Source organism: Bacillus sp. AFS077874 (genome assembly GCF_002566505.1).
Taxonomy (GTDB): Bacteria; Bacillota; Bacilli; order Bacillales; family Bacillaceae_G; genus Gottfriedia.
Genome location: NZ_NUYF01000048.1, coordinates 21,861 through 42,244, shown reverse-complemented (window position 1 = coordinate 42,244; position 20,384 = coordinate 21,861). Strand labels below are relative to the sequence as shown.

Here is a 20,384-nt window from a genome sequence, read left to right as displayed (position 1 = left end):
TTTCTCATCCTCACTTTTTACTTAAAAAAGAATACAAAAAAGCGCGTGAAGCAATGTTCACGCGCCTAATTTACAAATAAAATAAAATAGACAAATCATCAACATCTCTTCAATAGCTCCCCGCATAATTATTATGCGACAGTACTACATTTCTTAAATGCAGTCCCAACAAAATGAATTGTGGATTCATTTTATTTCGGCAAAACTTCCTTTCAACTGTCCATCACAACGCCACACGTCTATGACAGCATACTTTTAAGTTTTGCACCTCTATTACGAGAGAAAATCATTTAATTTTAACTAAAATATAAATTATTTTGAAAATAGTGTCAAGATAAAAATTTTGGCAACTATGTTACTCTTTATGGAAATGCTGATGAATTTCTTCTGCAACATTTTTTGGCATTTTAGCTGCTATTAACTCATCGATTGATGCCTCTTTTATTTTTTTGACTGATCCAAAATGTTTAAGAAGAGCTTTCTTTCTTGTTCCACCAACACCTGCTATGCCATCTAAAGCAGATTGAACCATTGATTTACTATGAAGCTGACGATAGAATTCAATCGCAAATCTGTGTACCTCGTCTTGAATTCTTTGTAATAAAAAGAATTCTTGGCTTTGTCTTCCAAGTTGGACAATTTGAGGTGGTTGTCCGATTAATAACTCTGAAGTGCGGTGCTTTTCATCTTTAACAAGTCCAGCTGTTGGGATGTATAGGCCTAACTCATTTTGGAGTACATCTTCAACTGCTGCTAGATGTCCTTTCCCACCATCCACAATTATTAAGTTTGGTAAAGGTAAATTCTCTTTTAATGCTCTCGAATATCTTCTACGTACTACCTCACGCATTGAATCGTAATCATCAGGTCCTATGACAGTTTTGATTTTATATTTGCGGTAATCTTTTTTTGAAGGTTTTCCGTCTATAAAGACAACCATAGCTGAAACAGGATTTGTTCCTTGAATATTTGAATTATCGAATGCTTCAATTCGATACGGAGTTTCAATATTTAAAATATCCCCTAGTTTTTTTATTGCTTTAACTGTTCTTTCTTCATCTCGCTCTATTAACTTAAATTTCTCACCGAGTCCAATTTTGGCATTTTTATTTGCTAATACTACGAGTTCCTTTTTTTGGCCTCTTTTTGGTTGGAATACAGGAATTTTTAGTAAACCTTTTAAAATTTCCGTATCAACTTTATCTGGTACAAAAATTTCTTTTGGTTTTATATTGTGTGGTTTTTCATAAAATTGCCCAATAAACGATAGGAATTCTTCTTCTGGTTCATCGTAAATTGGAAAATATGATACATCTCTTTCAATTAATTTTCCTCTTCGAACAAAGAAAACTTGAACACACATCCATCCCTTATCAACCGCATATCCAAATACATCTCGATCAACTAAATCACTACTCATCATTTTCTGCTTTTCCATAGTCGCTTCAATAGATACAATTTGGTCTCGATACTCTTTCGCGCGCTCGAAATCTAATTGTTCAGATGCAGCAAGCATTTTTGCCTCTAATTCTTTTCGTATTTGGTCTTCCCCACCGTTTAGAAAACGGGCAATTTCATTAACTATTTCCTGATTTTGTTGATCAGTTACTTCTTTTACACAAGGCGCAAGACACTGACCAATATGATAATATAAACAAACTTTATCTGGTAATGAAGAACATTTTCGTAATGGATATAGACGATCTAATAATTTTTTTGTTTCACTAGCGGCTGTAGCATTAGGGAATGGTCCAAAATATTTCCCTTTATCTTTTTTTACATTTCGCGTAATTAATAAGCGAGGATGTTTTTCAGCAGTGATTTTAATAAAGGGGTATGATTTATCATCCTTTAACATGATGTTATATTTCGGATCATATTTCTTAATTAAATTCATCTCAAGAATTAATGCTTCCATATTTGAAGAAGTAACAATATATTCAAAATCAGTTATCTCTTGAACTAATCGATATGTCTTACCATCATGGGATCCCGTGAAATAAGATCTAACTCTATTTTTTAACACTTTAGCTTTTCCTACGTAAATGATCGTCCCTTGAATATCTTTCATCAAATAACAACCAGGCTGATCAGGTAGTAGCGCTAATTTTTCTTTTAAGTGATTGTCCATTTCCTCTCACCTCTTTCGTGCAATTGTACACTTAATATTATAATCTCCATATTTAAAAACTGAAAATACTTTAATGATATTAAGTAAAAATTAAGTTTTCTATTGTAACTTTAATTTCATCAAGAGAAGAAAAGGAGAAATGTTAAGATGAAAAAAGTAAGAGTAGTTCATTTTTGGATAGGTGTGATTGTTTCGGTTTTCCTACTAATCGAATCTACTACAGGAATTATCCTGTATTTCAATAAAGGTGGCGAAGAAAAAGGAAGATTTTCTATGCAAGGTCAGTTTCCATCGGGTGGACAGTTTAATGGTAACCAACAATCTCAAAATAGCGATCAAAACACAGCGCTTCAAAATGGACAAAGTGGTGATAATACTCAAACCCCATTTCAAAATTTTGGAAAGAGAACTGAGCAGTCTGCATTTTCAGTCAAAAGCTTACATACCGGCATAATTGGTTTAATTAGTGGTATCGGTCTTTTTATACTTACTGGAACAGGATTAGCGTTATCTTGGATTTTGTGGAGTAATAAACGAAAAATGAGAAAAAGAAAAGAAAAAGTATCCGTGGCTATCTAACAAAGAGGTTCCCTGAAAAGTAAATCTTTTATGGGACCTCTTTTTTTTCTTTATTTTGCAACTTATCGTAAATTAGAGATCAATTTGTGCAAATAAATAGTGGTCTGCAAATAAAATCTGAAAATCGCAATTAAAATTAGCATAACAGCAATTAAAATTAAATTACGGCAAATAAAATTTACCAAACTGCAATTAAATTATAAAAAATCGCAATTAATTACCCTTACCAGTTAAGGTATTATAGCTTTAAAATTATACACTAGAAGCTACTTTCAAACGAAATACTCGCAAAAATAATCTATTTCTCATTCGATCAATTTAAAAATTGATAAAAACAAAAAAAGATTGAATTTTTTAACTCGTTCAGTTGTAATACCCTCAACACTTCATAGTTAGCGTTCTCGAAATGCTAAAAATAAAAACCATCCAAAATATTACTGGATGGTTTTTACTTTTATGATTACAGCTTGAGAAATTACGAAGTCGCAGTTTCCACTTCTACTTGTTCTTGCTCATTACCTTCTTTATCGCCAGCTTTTCGATTCGTTAATTTAATTGGTGTTAGGAATAATGTTACGATTGCACCAATTATGATGAATCCTAAACCAACAAAGAATACTTGGTGTAATGAATCCATTAATGATGTTTTAATGATTGGTAACATACCTTCCAAAATTGGCTTAGGAATTAGCTTCTTAGCATCCGCATTAAATAACATTGTAAATACAGACTGAGGAGTTGTATTAATCATGTCTTTAAATTTGTCTACTAATGGTGCAGCTTGAGCTGGTAATTTATTTAAGAATGGAACTAAATCATTGTTTAGAAGTGTTCCTGATTTACTGTTCATTACAGCCCCTAAAACAGTTGCTCCAAAAGTACCACCGATTGAACGGAAGAATTGGCTAGAAGATGTTACAATCCCTAATTCCTTCTTATCAAATACTTCTTGAAGAGCTAAAGTAATTGTCGGCATTACTAAACCAATCCCTAGACCCATAACTCCCATAAAGATTGTTGCAATCGTTTTAGTTGAATTCATATCTAAAGTTGTTAATAAGTATAAACCTAATGCAATTACGAACATACCCGTAATAATCTGTGGTTTAATACCTACTTTAAATACAACCTGACCACCAATAATACTTGCAATAATCATAGTGATCATCATTGGCGTCATAATTGTCCCTGATTGTGTTGCACTTACTCCAACAATTCCTTGCATGAAGAATGGTACGAACATAATTGCACCAAACATCGCAATTGTCATAAAGAAACCAATTAAGTTCAATGTTACGAACGTTCTATTTTTAAATAAATGCATTGGTAGTATTGGCTCTTTAGCTTTATTTTCTGCGATCACGAAGCTAATGATTCCAACTACTGCTAATACAAATAAACTAATGATTTGCCAAGAATTCCAATCATACTTAACTCCACCTAAACTTAAACCAAGGAGTAAGCTTACAACACCGATAATCATAGTCACCATACCAGCGATATCGAAATTGATTGGTCCAGTATTTTTTCTTCCTTTTAAACCTAATGCAATAAAAATTGTTGCGATAATCCCTACTGGAAGGTTAATGTAGAATACCCATTTCCAGTTTAATGAGTCAACAATCCAACCACCGATTTGTGGACCGATTACTGAAGCTAAACCGTAAATACCACCGAAAACCCCTTGGAATTTCGCACGTTCTTTACCTGTAAATAAATCCCCGATTACAATCATCGCCATCGGCATCATTACACCGCCACCGATACCTTGAATACCACGGTAAATAATTAATTCAGTCATGTTATGGGCAATACCACATAATGCTGAAGCTGCCATAAATATAACTAAACCAGCAATATAAACACTTCTACGACCTAATAAGTCTGCTAATTTACCTGCGATCGGCACTACTGTAGTTGAAGTTAATAAGTATGCTGTTGTAAGCCAAGTCATCATACTTAAACCACCAAGGTCTCCAACTATTTTAGGCATAGCAGTACCAACTATCGTGCCATCTAATGCCGAGAAAAACATTGCAATAATTAGACCAATTAGCAATAGTTTACGATTGCCTTCTTTTTGAACAACTGTATTTGTAGTCAAAATATATTTCTCCCTTCTCTCCCATAGCTTTTTTCTTTTTATAATTACTAATACAAAAAAATATTTTGTAAAAATTTCTATAAATCTGCTGCAGCATTTGCAAGCTTTTCAGTAATCTTTGCAAATTGTAATAACTCTTCGTCAGAAAGGTTAAACAAGAAACCTTCAAAAATTTCTTTTCGATCTTTTATCACTGATTCTAATTTTTTAATACCTTCATCAGTTAACATAATATTTACAACTCTTCGGTCCTTTTTATCATGTTCTCTATATACAAAGTCATTATGTTCAAGTCGATCAATCATAAATGATACAGCACTTGGTTTTACACCCATCATCTCTGCGATCTCAGATATTTTACAGCTTTCTTTTTTTCGTAAGTACATTAAAACAAAAAATTGAGTAGCTGTTACACCATGACTATTCATACTTTCTGTCACTTTTGGTTGCATTTTATGAATAGTGCTTTGAAGTGCAATCTGGATCCGTTCAATGTACTCATTTTTGTTACCCAAGAAAGTTAACCTCCTTTAAAAATTAATCCAAATAAATATTTAATGTATGTTAAATATTAATGCTTATTAAATATAAAACGTGAAAGAAAAATAGTCAATCTTATTTACATTAGAAATTTTTAACATTACTCTCATTAATCATATTGCTAATTATAATGAAAACATTTACATTGGCTTAAGGTATTGGTTTTATTAATATTGTTCTAGCCAGCTTTTTTTTTAGTTAAAAATGCAAAAAAAAGAAATGCACTCATATTATGAGTGCATTTCTTACAAATTATAATTAACCAATATGTGGCGTAATTAATTCTTCTAAAGCTTCTTTAGGTTTGAAACCTAAAGTTTTTTCAACTACTTCTCCGTCTTTAAGAACGAATAATGATGGAATGCTCATAACTTCAAATTTAGCTGCTGTTTCTTGGTTTTCATCAACATCAACTTTAACAATTTTAACTTTTTCTCCGTATTCAGAAGCTAATTCTTCTAATACAGGAGCAATCATTTTACAAGGACCACACCAAGTTGCCCAAAAATCAACTAATACTACACCTTCTTTTGTTTCTTCTGCAAACGTTGCGTTTGTTGCATTAACAATTGCCATTTATTTTTCCTCCTACCTACGCAATCTACATAAGTAAAATATGTAGATTCACATAATTTGTTATAATTTTAAAGAAAGTATACCATATGAGAATTAGCATTTTCTATTTATTTGCTCAAACTTACTATTTCCAAACAAATAGTTGATATACCAATGAAAGGACTAAAAAAGTGATAACATTTGAAAGAATTACAACAGACTTAATTGAAGTAATAGAAGAAATTACAAATTCAAATCAACATTACAATTTAATGGAGAATGGTCGTTTAACACGAACAAAAGAAGAACTAATGAAGGAATATTTTTTTTCCTCACACCAAACGGAAACTTATTTTATTAAATTAGATGATACATATATAGGTTTAATTGATTTTTTAGCGCTTAATCCTAAAGATAGTTTTCCATGGCTAGGTCTTTTAATGATCCATCATGATTACCATGGATATGGATTTGGAACAAACGCATTTATATTATTTGAAGAACTACTTATAAAAAGAAATATTCACGGGTTACGATTAGGTGTGTTAATTAATAACGAACAAGCAAAATCTTTTTGGAAATCTCAGGGATTTAAATATATAGAAAATAAAACGAATGCAGATGGTATTGAAGTAGAGGTTTATGAAAAGATTTATTCATAATATTTTCATATTATTTTCATATTTAAATGTTAAATTATTGATTGTCTGCTACATAAGACGTCAAGATTATCGATCTAGTCCATGAGTAACAATTCAATTCGCTACTTTTGTCACAATTTTGTAAAATTTCAGCCGATTGTTGTATGTTTTTTATGTTAATATATTATTGAATATAATAATAATATTCAAAAAATTTATCATGAATGGAGTGGCAGTTATGAGAAAACCTTTTCGAAAAACGTTTAATCAATTAGTTAATGAGAATAAACAATCTTTATTACGAAACAAAGAAGAAATAGAAAAGATTGAAAGAAAAATTGAAAAACGCCACGAATTGTTATCTGAAAAAAATAAACTAAACAAAGCTATATCATAAATTTTAAGTAATCCTTTAGAGGGATTACTTTTTTTTGTGTATTCTACTTACATATTTTGATTCTTGAATTGACTTATTAGTTAATGCTCAGTTCATGTCCTATGGAATCGTGAACCCGTATAGAAATCAACACTCTTCTTTCCTATATATTAAATCGCTATAATTCGTGAACCAACTAAAATAGGCGAACTCTTACAATAATATAGACGTACTATATAGTACATTGGTCTAGAAATTGGAGGTAAAAGTATGCATCATCATCCATTTTGGAATTCACATCCGCATCATCCCCAACATCCTATGAGAAACGGTGTTCAAGGTCATGTACAAACTGATCATCAATCAATCATGCAAATGTTCATGAATCTTGAAAATCAAATTACAAACCTTGTAAAAGCAATCGAAGCGAATAATGAATTACTTAGACAACTTGAACAAAAACAAAATCAGGTTGTAACAAGTGGCGGTGGATCAGTCATTGTTAGGATGTAATGACAATGGCTTGTAAACGAATAGAAGAACTATAAGTGAGGTGTTACAAAAGTTAAAGTACTTTTGAACCCCTTCTTTTTTATTTGAATTTTTTTCATGACGTACACTTGAAAAACACAAAAAACCCACAAGATACTTGTGGGCTATCATTTATAGTTCTATATTAAGAGTTAACTAATACAGCTTTAAATTCTTCTGTTAATAAAGGTAATACTTCGAATAAGTCCCCAACGATTCCGTAGTCAGCTACTTTGAAGATATTAGCTTCTGGATCTTTGTTAATTGCAACAATTACTTTAGAGTTTGACATACCAGCTAAATGTTGAATAGCTCCTGAAATACCACATGCAATATATAAATCAGGTGTTACAACTTTACCAGTTTGACCAATTTGTAAAGAGTAGTCGCAATAGTTAGCATCACATGCACCACGAGATGCACCTACAGCAGCACCTAGTACTGAAGCTAATTCTTTTAATGGGTTAAAGCCTTCTTCACTCTTAACTCCACGGCCACCAGCAACAACCACTTTTGCTTCTGAAAGGTCTACACCTTCACTCGCTTTACGCACAACATCTTTGACGATTGAACGTAAGTCTTTAATTTCAACTGAAACAGTTGTTACATCACCAGTGCGAGTAGCATCTTTTTCTAATGCTGAAATGTTATTTGGACGGATTGTCGCAAAAATAAATGGATCTACCATAACTTTTTTCTCGAATGCTTTACCTGAGTAAATCGGCCGAGTGAAAACAATATTTCCACCAGCTACTTCGATAGCTGTAACATCTGAAATAAGTCCACTTTGCATACGAGCAGCAAGTTTAGGAGATAAATCTTTACCTAAAGCTGTATGACCGAATACTAGACCTTCTGGTTTTTCTTGGTCAATAACTGCTAAAAGTGCTTGAGAATATCCATCAGAAGTATATGATGCTAATTTTTCATCTTCAACAACGATTGCACGATCTGCACCGTATTGAATCATTTCAGTAGCTAATGTACTAACTGATTTACCTACTAATACAGCAACTACTTCTCCGCCCTCAGCAACTGTTTTAGCCGTACTTACTGCCTCAAATGAAACATTTCGTAGTGATCCTTCACGAACTTCGCCTAATACTAATACTTTACGTGACATGTTATTTCCCTCCAAAATTATCTATTACGATATTAATCTATTATTTAAGTTCTAATATTCAATAAAATTAGATTACTTTTGCTTCAGAACGTAGTAACGAAACTAATTCTTTTACTTGATCCTTTAATTCACCAGTTAAAACTTTGCCCGCTTCTTTCTTCGCAGGTAGGTAAATTTCAATTGTTTTCGTTTTTGCTTCAACTTCATCTTCTTCTAAATCTAGATCATCTAATTCTAATTCATCTAAAGGCTTTTTCTTAGCCTTCATAATACCAGGTAAAGAAGGATATCTTGGTTCATTTAAGCCTTGTTGAGCAGTGATTAATAATGGTAAAGATGTTTCGATGATTTCTGTATCACCCTCTACATCACGTTCGATTGTAGCTGTTGTACCATTAATGTCAATTTTAGTAATTGTTGTCACGTAAGGAATATTTAACAATTCAGCAACGCGTGGACCTACTTGACCTGTACCTCCATCAATTGCAACATTACCTGCTAAAATAATTGAAGGATCTTTATCTTCTAAGTATTTAGCAATAAGTTTAGAAGTTGTATATTGATCAGCATTTGTAACGTCATCTTCAACGTTAATTAACACAGCTTTATCAGCACCCATAGCTAGTGCTGTACGAAGTTCTTTTTCACTATCTTCGTTACCAATTGTTATAACAGTTACTTCGCCACCATGAGCGTCACGAATTTGAATTGCTTCTTCAACTGCATACTCATCGTATGGATTTATAATAAATTCAGCGCCATCCTCTTGGATTGCACCATTTGAAATTGTAATTTTCTCTTCAGTGTCAAATGTTCTTTTTAATAGTACATAAATGTTCATTGTTATACCCTCCCAGGAAATGTAACTACATCTATTTTTTTAAAATATTAAACTACTTATTTATTAAACACTGGTTTTCTTTTTTCTAAAAATGCCGAAATACCCTCTTTTGCATTTTCAGATGTAAAAATTTCTCCAAATAATTTAGACTCTTCTTCCACCGCTTCATGATATGAAGTAGTTCTAGTAGAAGATAGTAGTTGTAGAATATATTGAATTGATTGCATACTTTTATTTGCAATTTTAGCTGCTAATGCATTTGCTTCATCTAATAAAGTTTCTTCTGGCACTACAATTGTAGCTAATCCAAATTCCTTAGCTTCAACACCAGAAATTGGTTCAGAAGTCGCAAGCATAACTAACGCTTTATCTTTACCTACATAACGTGGTAATCGTTGTGTCCCTGCAAACCCAGGAATAATTCCTAAGTTTAATTCAGGTAAGCCAAGTTTCGCGTTTTCTGCAACAACTCGAATATGACAGCTCATTGCAAATTCTAGTCCGCCACCTAATGCAGCTCCGTGAATTGCTGCGATGATTGGCTTAGAATAATTTTCAACACGATCAAAAACTAGTTGACCTCTTCTTGCAACAGCTGCTGCATCTTCAGCATTTTTGAAAGAAGTAAATTCTTTAATATCTGCACCTGCAGAGAAAAATCTACCTTCTCCATGCACAACTAAAACGCTTACATCATTGTTATTTTCTAATTCATCTAAACGCTTAACTAAATCAGCAAATACAACCGAAGACATTGCATTTGCTGGTGGATTTTGAATTGTTAATAATGCAATACCATCGGATATTTTACATTGAATTAAACTCACGACTATTCCTCCCTATTTTTCAAAATGTACTAGAACGTTAATTTTGGTACCCGCATCCTCTTATTAAAAGTTGGTGAACTTTATCGGCTTTTGACTCTAAATCTTGTTTTTGACCGGTCATTACCCAATGGGTCATCACTTCATCAATTGTGCCGAAGATCATTTGTCTAGCTGTACGAATATCCAATTGTTTGTCGAACAAACCACTATTAATTCCTTCATTTAAAATTGAATCAATGATATGTAGATACTCTTTTAGTACCTCATTTATTCTTAATCTCAGGTCAATATTAGTTTGTCTTACTTCCAATTGCATAACGATTGCTAAATGCGAATCTTTAGACATTTCATAAAAGTGAGTTTTTACCAACATTAATAATTTCGATATCGCGTCCGGTTTACCTTCAATTTTTTCACGAATTTTTTCAGTAAAATTTCCCATCTTCTCTTCAAACAGTGAAATTAAGATGGATTCTTTATTTTTAAAATACAAATAAATTGTTCCGTCAGCTACACCAGCCTGTTTTGCAATTTTAGAAACCTGCGCTTGATGGTAACCATTTTCAGCTATTACAACAACTGCAGCATCAATTATTTGTTTATATTTTGGTTTATCTCTTTTCATTTTTTATTTACCCCTTCTTACAGTGAATGAATAATCATTCATATTCTCATAATACAAATTTATCAGAAAATTGTCAATTGTCCTTTAATATTTTTGTGTATAAAATTTCTTTACAAAAGCTTTTAATATACTATTTAATCTTTGTACTTTCATTCAATTTTATCAGGTTTCTTTTCTAATCAATCTTTAAATTTATTTTAGCATAGTATTTTGATAACAGTTCATAAAATAAAGAGGGATGCCTATGTGATCATCCCCCTTATATTATTAAATTAAATTTTCATCAGAATCCACAGGTTGCGTATTCTTTTGTTTTTCTTCTTCTAGTAATGTTCTTCTTAAGATTTTACCAATCATTGTTTTAGGTAATTCATTCCTAAATTCATAAATTCTTGGAACCTTATAAGCTGCTAAATATTTCCGACAAAAATCATCTAGTTCAGCCTCAGTAACTGATTTTCCTTCTTTTAATACAATGTAAGCTTTAACCGTTTCTCCACGATATGCATCAGGAATACCAACTATAACTGCTTCTTTAATAGCCTCGTGTTCATATAATACTTCCTCAATATCTCTAGGGTAAACGTTAAACCCTCCTGCATTAATCATATCTTTTTTACGGTCAACGATATAAAAGAAGCCTTCTTCATCCATATAGCCTAAATCACCTGTATATAACCAGCCATTTTTTAACGTCGTTGCAGTTTCCTCTGGTCGATTCCAATACCCCTTCATTACTTGTGGTCCTGAAACGATTAATTCACCAATTTCACGATAAGGTAATTCTTCGTCAGTTTCTAGAGATACTATTTTAGCATCTGTACTTGGCCAAGGAACTCCAATGCTACCCGTGACTCGCTTATCCCATAGGAAATTACTATGTGTAACTGGAGAAGCTTCTGATAACCCATAGCCCTCTACTAATTTTCCACCTGTTACCTTTTCAAATTGATCTTGAACTTCAACAGGTAGCGCTGCAGACCCACTTAAGCAAGCATGAATACATGAGATATCGTTATTCTTTAAATCAGGATGATTTAATAATGCAATATACATTGTTGGTGCACCTGGGAACAATGTAGGTCGATATTTATTGATTGCCTCAAGCATTTGAGTTGCATCAAATCTAGGAACGATAATCATTTCATACGCACACATGATTGATAAATTCATACATGTCGTCATTCCATATACATGAAAAAATGGTAAGACAGTCAAAATCTTTTCTTGGCCCTTCTGACTTTTATATAACCATTTCTCTGCCATTAACGTATTTGATGCTAAATTTTCATGTGTAAGCATGACACCTTTAGGAAATCCAGTAGTTCCTCCAGTATATTGAAGTATTGCTACATCTTCTACACTACTACTTGAGAGATCCTGTTCAATCGGTGCAGATATTTGCATAATAAAACTAAATTGATGAATCGAGTGATCATTAGGAATCTCAGGTGCCTTTGGCTGTTTTGAATATGGATATAACAGCTTTTTAAAAAATGGTAAATAGTCCTTAATCCCAGTAACAAAAATATGTTGTAGATTAGTAGATTTTTTTACTTCATACACTCTATTAATTAATAAATCTAAACAAATAATAGCTGTTGCACCACTATCATTCATTTGATATTCAAGCTCACGTTCTGTATATAGCGGATTTGTTTGGACGATAATTGCTTCTGCAAAAAGAATCCCATAATAAGCAATCACTGCTTGGGGGCAATTAGGAAGCATAATTGCAACTCGGTCGCCTTTTTTAATTCCTAAATTCCTTAAGAAATTGGCGAATCTTAAAGACTGAATATAAATTTCATTAAACGTCATCGATTTCCCAAGGAAATTAAGCGCTTTCTTAGCTGGATATTTTGAAGCTGTTTGCTTTAAATATGTTGGTAATAAATCAAACTGTTCGTCTAATGTAGCTGGTATTTGCTCTGGATACTGACTCACCCAAGGCTTTACTCTTGGTTCCTCCATACCATTCACCACCAGTATTTTAAAAGTATGTTCATACTAAAATTAGTATATGTTACAAATTTCAGCTATACAATCAAAATATTAAGAATATTTAATCACAAGTGGTTTTTGAATTTGTTTTGGAATTTAGTGAACTAATTGATCAATTACTTCATCGCTATTATAGTAAAAATTAGATGGCAAATCGGTTCGATTAGTCAATAATCCAAAATTGTATTCATCATAGTTTTCTAAAGTGAGAGATTTAACTTTCCCATCATTTGATACACTTTTTACAAGTTTAAAAATAAATGAGTATTGCGAGTCAATATCAGTTGTTGCAAGATGGAATATTCCTTTTAAATCCTTTTCAATAATTTTTCTTACTTGCTTAGCAATTCCTGTATCAATTGCATGATTTAAAAAAATATTATCATATGCTTCAATTTCTTGACCCTTTTCTATTTTATCTTTTATTTCATTTAGTCTTGGCGATTGTTTTCCCCAAACCATTGGCAATCTTAATACGATCCCATTTTCGCCAATCTCATTCTTAATTAATTCTTCACATTTTATTTTAAATAGTCCATAATCTGATTCGGCAACAGGAAGATCGTTTTCAGCGTGATGCTTTGAAACTTCTCCATCAAAAACATTCGTAGTAGAACAAAAGAAAAATTTCGTTGAAGTTGATTTTATTTTTTCTACTATTCTAGAATGCGCCTCAAATTGAACATTAAAATCACCACGTAAACAAGAAACAATTGCATCTGGGCAAATACGGTCAATCCAGGTTAATATTTTCTCTGAATCATTAATATCCCATTGTAATTGATGATCATTTTTCAAATCTAATTTCGTTTGATTAAACGTTCCATAAACGTCATAATCAGGAGAAAATTCTTTTATTAAAGCCTTCCCAACTAGTCCGCTAGCACCTAAAATTAATAATTTCATTGTCTCTCTCCTTTTTACAAAATATTTAATAAACTTGTGATATATTGAATGTATCATAATAAACAGTGTTTACAAAGGTCATAAATTTAAAGTCCAGACTATTTGAAAACTTTTAATCAAACAGACTTAAATGATAATAGGGAGTGGGGTTCATATGAAAGCAAAGGTTCTTTTAAACAACCGTATTGTCGATTTAAAATCTGCAAATGTAAATATTTTAGATCGAGGTTATCAATTCGGAGATGGCGTTTATGAGGTTATTCGTTTTTTCAATAAGTCATATTTTGAACTCGATGCACATTTAATTCGCTTGAAGGAAAGCTGTGAAAAAATATTAATTCCTTTTAAAATGCACCTAAAAAAGCTTGAAAGTGATTTAGTTTATTTAATGAATACTTGCGATTACAATAATGGATATGTTTATATCCAAATTAGTAGAGGTGTAATGAACCGCAATCATATTTACCAAGACGAAGCTAATTTAAAGCCACAACTGATTGCATATACAGTAAGAGAAGATCATAGACCATTACAGCAAATGGAAAAAGGAATAACTGCTTATATAACGAATGATATTCGATGGCTTCGCTGTGATATAAAAAGTTTAAACTTATTAGGTAGTGTTTTAGTAAAAAATGAGGCTTACGCTAAAGGAGCGAAAGAAGCCATTTTGCATAGAGATGGGATCATTACAGAAGGATCAGCAACAAACGTTTTTATCGTAAAAAACTCTACTCTATTCACTCATCCTGCCAATCACTTAATTCTAAATGGCATTACCCGAAAAGTGGTACTTGAAATTGCAAAAAAAGAAAAACTCGAAGTAAAAGAGATTCCTTTCTCAATTGATGAACTTTTAAATGCAGATGAAGCTTTTACGACAGCATCCGTTTCTGACATCCTACCTGTTACTTCAGTTTTAATTGATGAAAAATCCTATTCTATCGGTTTAGGAAAGCGTGGAGACATAACAAAAAGAATTCAAGATTCATACACTAATTTAATTGATAAAATTCCGCAGGATCAGTCAACTAACTGAACTACATTATATAGCATTATAAAACCGCATCAAAATATGTTGGCTTACCTAGTGAGGAGTGACTTGATTTGGCAATTGTTATAGCAATGTTGATCGCCTTATTTGGCGCAGCTCTTGCTCTCGTTTTTACTATAGGCCAATCTAGAAAACGAAAATATATCATATGGGGTATCGCAAATATGGTAGCCATTGGACCATTTTTGTCATTTGCCATTGGAATTACGTACGCTATTATCGAAGGAGATGGATGGGCAGCGATGTTAATGTGGGTATTGTATCCATTCATATTTCTTATTGGTCTCATTCAGTTAATTATAGGAATCTTCATGAAAAAAAGCTCCGATAATAATATTTATAAGCACCATTAGTTACTGAAAAGTATAGCCTGTATCTTAGACTGAATTATAAGATACAGGCTTTTTGTTGTTTTTCTAACGATCGAAGTGCAACTTTCTTTTAATAAACATTTTTTACAATTGATTTAAAGTTTTGTTAAGTTGATTTTATTTGTATAAATGTAATATAGATTAATTTTTATATATAAAATGTTACATACTGCAAAATCCTGTACTGTCATTGTCATTTCATTTTTAGTAAATAGGCTTTACATGTTTATGAAGTAAATATGTAAAAAGGGTGATTGCTATGGCAAGATTAACATCGTATGTAAAACGTATTTTTAATTCATTATTTACAAATATAGCTGAGGCAAAAGGAAAAAAAATAACCGGTTACAAATCAAAAATATGGATTAGTTACGGAGATAGTATCACTTCGTCTAACGGATGGCAGCCTGCTGTTGCGGAAAAGTTAGGCTTGACTCATGTTAATAGAGGGATTGGCGGAACAACTGTAGCTGAAAATGGTTCGATTGCCTGGATTGATAAGAATGGAAATTACAAAGGTCAACCACCTAAATCACAGCCAAATGGCACGACAGAAATTTTATCAAGTATGTGTAACAGTCAAAGGATCAATGCTACGATTCCACTTAATACTCAACTTTTAACAATAATGGGTGGAACAAATGACTTTGGTAGAGGTATTCCTTTAGGAAAAGGGTTCCCAACAAATGAACGACCCAATTTAGACGATTCTACATTTATCGGTGCTTTGTGTTCAATGATTGAAAAAATACAAACAAGGTTACCAAATTGTAGGATTATTCTTATGACGCCTGTACCTAGATATCACAACGGAAAATATGAAGATAAAAATAAAGCCGGTTATTTAACATCTGATTATGCTAGAGCTGTTAAAGAAGTAGCTGCCTTTTACGCATTGCCATGCATCGACCTATACTCTAATGTTGGGTGGAATAGAATGAATGGTGAATATTATTTAATTGATAGTATGCATCCAAATAAAACTAGAGGATATAAACGTGTTTCAGAGATTGTAATTGGAGAATTAGAAGTTCTACAGCAGGATGCTAAAAGTAGTATAGTAGAAGAGGATCATAATCATACAACAGAAAATTAGACAATAAAAAAATCGATCTCAAGAGTCAGCAACTTGACCTATGAGATCGATTTTTTTTATTGTCTTTTTAATAATCTAGCTACATCTTTCCACTTTACTTTTTCACTGTAATACATTACCCCATTAACATAAATACGGCTAGCAACACGAGTTAAAATCATTATTGAAACGATTAAAATTAATATACTAGCACTTATTTCTATAAAATTCATTTCTCCACTTACAAATCTAGAAAATGCTACAAGTGGAGCAAAAAATGGAATATATGAGCTAATTTGAACAAATGTACCACCTGGATTTACTAATGCATTAATACTAATAAAGAATGCTGCTACGACTAAAATAGTAATTGGCATCAGAACCATTTGAAGCTCTTCTGTTCTTGAAACAACTGATCCAATTGCAGCGTAAACTAAACCATAAAGTAAATAACCTAATAAGAAATAAACTACGAATGCAATGATGGTTGTAGTATCTAATGCCTCTAAATCTATTTTCATTCCGAAAAAAGATATCGCATTCGTATTAACCCAGCCTAATAAATTGGCAAAAAGAAATCCTATTCCTAATACAATTAATTGTGCACAAGCTACAAAAAATACCGCAATGACTCTCCCGTATAAAGTCACGACAGGAATTACTTTTGGTAGTAATACTTCCATTACCCTAGAAGACTTCTCAGCAACAATTCCCGTTGCAATTGAGTTTCCATAAATTAATAGAAACATATACAATAAGAAACCGAAAAAGTAAGCAATTCCGAATGTAGCCATAGGATTTTTTAGAACATTTTCATTTACTTCTACTTTTTGCAATAACTTAGTTGCAGATTCAGGCGATAGCTTTAAATCTTGGGCAGTTTTATTTAAGTAATTTTGCTGCAAAGACATATTTACGACTGAAAGCACTTCACTATTTGAAAACTTTTTATACGTATATTGAATTGAAGGGACATTGTTCTTTTCGGAAAGAATAAGCAGTCCATCTTTTGAACCATCTTCAATTTGATTTTTTAAATCTTTTTCTTTCGATGCATCGCTCTGCTCGATCTTTGCAGATTTAATCGTTTTGTTTAAACTAGCAAGATCTACCGAATAATTTTTCGAATTATCGATTAAAACAATTTTATCTTTATCCTTATTACTCTTTTCTGTACCAGCAAAATATTTTTGTACTCCAAATATTCCAACGACTAATACAAATAAAATAACACTCATAATCATCGTTGCTCTCGCCAAAAGACCTTCACGTAAATGAAATAAAAAGACCGTACTAAACTTCTTCATTTATTTCGCCCTCTCTATAAAGATATCATTTAGTGTAGGTTCTAATAATTGGAACTTCTTTATCGAACCCAATTCTGACTTAATACGATTTAAAATCGTAAAAGCCTCCTCATCACTTTTTACCTTTACGTAAATTCCTAATTGCTTTTGTTCATAACTTACATTATTGGAATCTAGTGTTTGTTTAATCGATGTTATATCTTCTAAAATTAAATTTCTATACCCATAGTCTTCTTTTAAGCTATTTAAACTACCTTCCGCGACTACATTACCGTTCTTAAGTATACAAACATGCTCACAAAAAGCCTCCACTTGATCCATACGGTGGCTTGATAATATGACCGTTTTCCCTTTCTGAATTTGTTCGGTAATAATTGAAGCCATTAACTCCGCATTAACTGGATCTAGTCCACTAAATGGCTCATCTAAAATAATCAAATCAGGGTTATGTAATAAAGTTACAATTAGTTGAATTTTTTGTTGGTTACCTTTTGAAAGCTCCCCTGCCTTTTTATTTCGGTAATGTGGTATTTCTAGACGGTCTAGCCAATATGTTATTGCTACATCAACCTCTTTATTAGACATACCTTCTAATTTCCCGAAATATTTAAGCTGATCAACAACTTTGCTTTTGGTAAATAATCCTCTTTCTTCTGGTAAATACCCTACCTTAACTTTATCGGATTTAAATGGGCTCCCTTTCCAAGTTATTTCTCCTTTTGTAGGTGTAAGAAGACCTAATAACATTTTAATGGTGGTCGTTTTACCTGCCCCATTTCTACCTAATAAACCTAATACTCTTCCTGTAGGCAAAGTCAATGACAATTCGTTAACGGCAATAGTATCTCCAAAATTTTTAGAAAGCTGTTTTATTTCTAAAGTCAACGCTCTTCCCCCTTTGAAGTTTAAATGTAATTCATATACATTAAGCATACATTTTAAAGAATTTTAATTAAAGGTAAATATCGTAATTAGTTTATCAGTTTATTTAACTTGATTAGACTAAAGACAGAAACGAAAAAATGAGAATGCCACTCTAGCATTCTCATTTCAATGTGTTAACAAAGTTCTAAAAACCAGATTTTCAGACTGATTGCAAGCNNAGCGTTTGTCAACAGTCTGATTAATATGAAATACTACCTGAAATTAATAAACCTACTGTTACACTTAAAGTAAACAATAAAGCAGCTACTGCAATATTTCCTTCTTCAACCTTTTTAGCAAATGAAATTTTCGGAAATAATACAAATTCTGCAATCCAATATGTAACCATTTGAGCTATAATACCAACTAAGCTCCAAATAATGAAATCACCATAGTTAACTGAATACTTTGCTGCTGACATAATAACAATGGCTAAACCTACTAATTTTCCCGCTAATTTCAGTGCAACGGCAATATTACCGTCCTCTAAAATTAATTTTTGTTCACTCATCTTAGTGGTAAAAGTAAAAGCTAAAAATCCAATAAATAAAAGAATAAGTCCTGATCCTAAATACATTAAAGTACTAACAATACTATCCATTTATCTTCTCATCCCCTCATTAATTAATTTTTTTCTTCAACGATTCCTATTGGTAAAAAACAACTTTCGTTTCCGGTAATAATATTCCCAGCACGTACACCAATTGCGCCGTATTCTTCTTTAATTAAAAAACTACCTATTAATACATGTAAATCTAGCATTCCATCAGGAGTCATAACCCTTCTCATAGGTAAAGGTGAATATTGTTGAAACACCATAACTTGATCTTGATAGTTATTTTGTTTACTTTGTTGACGGTTTTCTCCGTTAATAATCTTAATTGAATCTCCTTCACGGCCAAATGCAGGTTTCTCAACATATGGAAGATTGTTTTCTATAAAGAAATCTGGCTCTAAAAATGTTGGCAGAAAATGTTTTCTAATGGCATCATGTTCTTCTACAGTAAAAACATCTGATTGCTCTATATGTAAATTCCAAATTAATGCTTGAACAGCCTTGGACTGTAGTAAGAATGAAGATAATGGATTAAAAATAATCAATTTCCCTTCTTTTACAAGTTCTAATAGTGCCAGGCCAATTTTTGTTCCATCTGAAGATTGATCAAGCTCTAGATGTTCAATTGGATAGGTTTGTCGGTAAAGAATGTGTATTCGTTCCCCTTTAGGTGTATAAAGTCCATCGTTTTCAATAATCTGTAAATCTTCTAGCGCCATTAATTGACTCTTGCCATTGTATAGGGATTGGATATATTTAGCTGTCTTCCAATCTTCTTCATGATCACCATGAGCTGTAAAAACAATAATTGGTTTATCTAACCCTTTTATGCTTTTGTTAACAACATGATTTATGACATAAGAAAGTTTCATTTCACTATCAGCATTAGGATTCTTCAAGTTAAAATAATCCGTAATGTAACCATTGACATGATGGGTCTCCATAATAAAAGTGGGGGTGTCACTATTGCATTCATAATGTTTCCAACCATCTTTTGTACGAACAAGGTCAATTCTTCTAATGATTCCTTCACTTTCAATCGTTTTATGACGTAAAAAAGGTATGATTTCCTTTGAATAACCAAGCATATAAAAAATATCATCTGGTAATTGTCTCATTAACCGAGCAGTCTTATCATAGATTTTACCAATTTGTTCCGTAATTAAATGAATTTCATCAACTTCACTTTCAGTCAACGGATAATAGTCTAATAAAGCATAATATGAATCTTGTAAATCCGCCCAAAAATCCGGAAGTTTTTGATATACTTCTTTACGTTTTCGTCTGTGATTCTGTAAATTCGCATTATCCATT

At 32.1% G+C, this 20,384-nt stretch carries 21 protein-coding genes and 1 riboswitch; of the genes, 7 read left to right on the top strand and 14 right to left on the bottom strand.

The features are described from left to right. Positions 1–105: 105 nt before the first annotated feature. A riboswitch (Lysine riboswitch) is annotated at positions 106–281 on the bottom strand. A gap of 74 nt (positions 282–355) precedes the next feature. Then, on the bottom strand, positions 356–2,131 hold the full coding sequence (uvrC, locus tag COJ46_RS20430; protein WP_097978383.1) for an excinuclease ABC subunit UvrC: 1,776 nt from the start codon (positions 2,129–2,131) through the stop codon (positions 356–358). A 147-nt stretch (positions 2,132–2,278) separates the two neighbouring features. Between uvrC and COJ46_RS20425 the strand changes: the two genes are divergently transcribed. Beyond that, complete coding sequence (locus COJ46_RS20425) at positions 2,279–2,710, top strand: PepSY domain-containing protein (protein WP_097978382.1); 432 nt, start codon at positions 2,279–2,281, stop codon at positions 2,708–2,710. Between the two features lie 475 nt (positions 2,711–3,185). Here the strand turns inward: COJ46_RS20425 and COJ46_RS20420 are convergent, their stop codons facing one another. From COJ46_RS20420 to trxA, 3 genes are all read right to left on the bottom strand, one after another. Continuing rightward, positions 3,186–4,814, bottom strand: coding sequence for an MDR family MFS transporter (locus COJ46_RS20420; protein ID WP_286145531.1), 1,629 nt, complete (start codon positions 4,812–4,814; stop codon positions 3,186–3,188). 77 nt (positions 4,815–4,891) lie between these two features. Next, the gene (locus tag COJ46_RS20415) at positions 4,892–5,329 is read right to left on the bottom strand and encodes a MarR family winged helix-turn-helix transcriptional regulator (RefSeq protein WP_098566243.1); all 438 of its coding nucleotides are present in this window, start codon (positions 5,327–5,329) and stop codon (positions 4,892–4,894) included. A gap of 283 nt (positions 5,330–5,612) precedes the next feature. Beyond that, entirely contained in the window at positions 5,613–5,930 is a 318-nt protein-coding gene (trxA, locus tag COJ46_RS20410) for a thioredoxin (RefSeq protein WP_056472391.1), read from the bottom strand. A gap of 170 nt (positions 5,931–6,100) precedes the next feature. Here trxA and COJ46_RS20405 point away from each other — a divergent pair, with 170 nt between their 5' ends. The 3 genes from COJ46_RS20405 to COJ46_RS20395 all read left to right on the top strand — a co-directional run bounded on the left by COJ46_RS20405 (position 6,101) and on the right by COJ46_RS20395 (position 7,439). Next, complete coding sequence (locus COJ46_RS20405; protein WP_098566242.1) at positions 6,101–6,571, top strand: GNAT family N-acetyltransferase; 471 nt, start codon at positions 6,101–6,103, stop codon at positions 6,569–6,571. A gap of 217 nt (positions 6,572–6,788) precedes the next feature. After that, positions 6,789–6,947 (top strand): FbpB family small basic protein, encoded by a 159-nt coding sequence (locus COJ46_RS20400; protein WP_097978379.1) that lies wholly within the window; start codon positions 6,789–6,791, stop codon positions 6,945–6,947. A gap of 249 nt (positions 6,948–7,196) precedes the next feature. After that, positions 7,197–7,439 (top strand): hypothetical protein, encoded by a 243-nt coding sequence (locus COJ46_RS20395; RefSeq protein ID WP_097978378.1) that lies wholly within the window; start codon positions 7,197–7,199, stop codon positions 7,437–7,439. A gap of 163 nt (positions 7,440–7,602) precedes the next feature. Here COJ46_RS20395 and COJ46_RS20390 read toward each other — a convergent pair whose 3' ends face one another. From COJ46_RS20390 to COJ46_RS20365, 6 genes are all read right to left on the bottom strand, one after another. Then, the gene (locus COJ46_RS20390) at positions 7,603–8,580 is read right to left on the bottom strand and encodes an electron transfer flavoprotein subunit alpha/FixB family protein (protein ID WP_098566241.1); all 978 of its coding nucleotides are present in this window, start codon (positions 8,578–8,580) and stop codon (positions 7,603–7,605) included. Positions 8,581–8,647: 67 nt separating this feature from the next. After that, positions 8,648–9,421, bottom strand: a complete 774-nt coding sequence (locus tag COJ46_RS20385) for an electron transfer flavoprotein subunit beta/FixA family protein (RefSeq protein WP_097978376.1) — start codon at positions 9,419–9,421, stop codon at positions 8,648–8,650. Positions 9,422–9,477: 56 nt separating this feature from the next. Next, a complete protein-coding gene (locus tag COJ46_RS20380) occupies positions 9,478–10,248 on the bottom strand; it encodes an enoyl-CoA hydratase (protein ID WP_097978375.1) in 771 nt (256 codons plus the stop codon). Positions 10,249–10,285: 37 nt separating this feature from the next. Then, on the bottom strand, positions 10,286–10,873 hold the full coding sequence (locus COJ46_RS20375; protein ID WP_056472373.1) for a fatty acid metabolism transcriptional regulator FadR: 588 nt from the start codon (positions 10,871–10,873) through the stop codon (positions 10,286–10,288). A gap of 267 nt (positions 10,874–11,140) precedes the next feature. Beyond that, a complete protein-coding gene (locus COJ46_RS20370; protein ID WP_097978374.1) occupies positions 11,141–12,847 on the bottom strand; it encodes an AMP-binding protein in 1,707 nt (568 codons plus the stop codon). Positions 12,848–12,973: 126 nt separating this feature from the next. After that, on the bottom strand, positions 12,974–13,783 hold the full coding sequence (locus COJ46_RS20365; RefSeq protein WP_176527963.1) for a sugar nucleotide-binding protein: 810 nt from the start codon (positions 13,781–13,783) through the stop codon (positions 12,974–12,976). A 154-nt stretch (positions 13,784–13,937) separates the two neighbouring features. Between COJ46_RS20365 and dat the strand changes: the two genes are divergently transcribed. The 3 genes from dat to COJ46_RS20350 all read left to right on the top strand — a co-directional run bounded on the left by dat (position 13,938) and on the right by COJ46_RS20350 (position 16,304). Beyond that, on the top strand, positions 13,938–14,822 hold the full coding sequence (gene dat, locus COJ46_RS20360) for a D-amino-acid transaminase (protein WP_176522641.1): 885 nt from the start codon (positions 13,938–13,940) through the stop codon (positions 14,820–14,822). Positions 14,823–14,890: 68 nt separating this feature from the next. After that, on the top strand, positions 14,891–15,190 hold the full coding sequence (locus COJ46_RS20355; protein ID WP_097978371.1) for a hypothetical protein: 300 nt from the start codon (positions 14,891–14,893) through the stop codon (positions 15,188–15,190). A gap of 277 nt (positions 15,191–15,467) precedes the next feature. After that, positions 15,468–16,304, top strand: a complete 837-nt coding sequence (locus COJ46_RS20350) for an SGNH/GDSL hydrolase family protein (RefSeq protein WP_098566239.1) — start codon at positions 15,468–15,470, stop codon at positions 16,302–16,304. A gap of 56 nt (positions 16,305–16,360) precedes the next feature. On the opposite strand, the gene COJ46_RS20345 is transcribed toward COJ46_RS20350, so the two are convergent. The 4 genes from COJ46_RS20345 to COJ46_RS20330 form a co-directional block, all read right to left on the bottom strand. After that, positions 16,361–17,590, bottom strand: coding sequence for an ABC transporter permease (locus tag COJ46_RS20345; RefSeq protein WP_098566238.1), 1,230 nt, complete (start codon positions 17,588–17,590; stop codon positions 16,361–16,363). After that, complete coding sequence (locus tag COJ46_RS20340; RefSeq protein ID WP_141540913.1) at positions 17,591–18,475, bottom strand: ABC transporter ATP-binding protein; 885 nt, start codon at positions 18,473–18,475, stop codon at positions 17,591–17,593. It abuts the gene before it with no gap. 238 nt (positions 18,476–18,713) lie between these two features. After that, a complete protein-coding gene (locus tag COJ46_RS20335; RefSeq protein ID WP_069034569.1) occupies positions 18,714–19,115 on the bottom strand; it encodes a DUF350 domain-containing protein in 402 nt (133 codons plus the stop codon). Between the two features lie 23 nt (positions 19,116–19,138). After that, a complete protein-coding gene (locus tag COJ46_RS20330) occupies positions 19,139–20,383 on the bottom strand; it encodes a glutathionylspermidine synthase family protein (protein ID WP_098566236.1) in 1,245 nt (414 codons plus the stop codon). Position 20,384 lies beyond the last annotated feature (1 nt).

Bases quoted from the DNA above. Each gene is read 5' to 3' on its own strand.
- uvrC (WP_097978383.1), bottom strand. From the start codon at position 2,131: ATGGACAATCACTTAAAAGAAAAATTAGCGCTACTACCTGATCAGCCT.
- COJ46_RS20425 (WP_097978382.1), top strand. From the start codon at position 2,279: ATGAAAAAAGTAAGAGTAGTTCATTTTTGGATAGGTGTGATTGTTTCG.
- trxA (WP_056472391.1), bottom strand. From the start codon at position 5,930: ATGGCAATTGTTAATGCAACAAACGCAACGTTTGCAGAAGAAACAAAA.
- COJ46_RS20400 (WP_097978379.1), top strand. From the start codon at position 6,789: ATGAGAAAACCTTTTCGAAAAACGTTTAATCAATTAGTTAATGAGAAT.
- COJ46_RS20395 (WP_097978378.1), top strand. From the start codon at position 7,197: ATGCATCATCATCCATTTTGGAATTCACATCCGCATCATCCCCAACAT.
- COJ46_RS20390 (WP_098566241.1), bottom strand. From the start codon at position 8,580: ATGTCACGTAAAGTATTAGTATTAGGCGAAGTTCGTGAAGGATCACTA.
- COJ46_RS20385 (WP_097978376.1), bottom strand. From the start codon at position 9,421: ATGAACATTTATGTACTATTAAAAAGAACATTTGACACTGAAGAGAAA.
- COJ46_RS20375 (WP_056472373.1), bottom strand. From the start codon at position 10,873: ATGAAAAGAGATAAACCAAAATATAAACAAATAATTGATGCTGCAGTT.
- COJ46_RS20370 (WP_097978374.1), bottom strand. From the start codon at position 12,847: ATGGAGGAACCAAGAGTAAAGCCTTGGGTGAGTCAGTATCCAGAGCAA.
- COJ46_RS20365 (WP_176527963.1), bottom strand. From the start codon at position 13,783: ATGAAATTATTAATTTTAGGTGCTAGCGGACTAGTTGGGAAGGCTTTA.
- dat (WP_176522641.1), top strand. From the start codon at position 13,938: ATGAAAGCAAAGGTTCTTTTAAACAACCGTATTGTCGATTTAAAATCT.
- COJ46_RS20350 (WP_098566239.1), top strand. From the start codon at position 15,468: ATGGCAAGATTAACATCGTATGTAAAACGTATTTTTAATTCATTATTT.
- COJ46_RS20345 (WP_098566238.1), bottom strand. From the start codon at position 17,590: ATGAAGAAGTTTAGTACGGTCTTTTTATTTCATTTACGTGAAGGTCTT.
- COJ46_RS20335 (WP_069034569.1), bottom strand. From the start codon at position 19,115: ATGGATAGTATTGTTAGTACTTTAATGTATTTAGGATCAGGACTTATT.
- COJ46_RS20330 (WP_098566236.1), bottom strand. From the start codon at position 20,383: ATGGATAATGCGAATTTACAGAATCACAGACGAAAACGTAAAGAAGTA.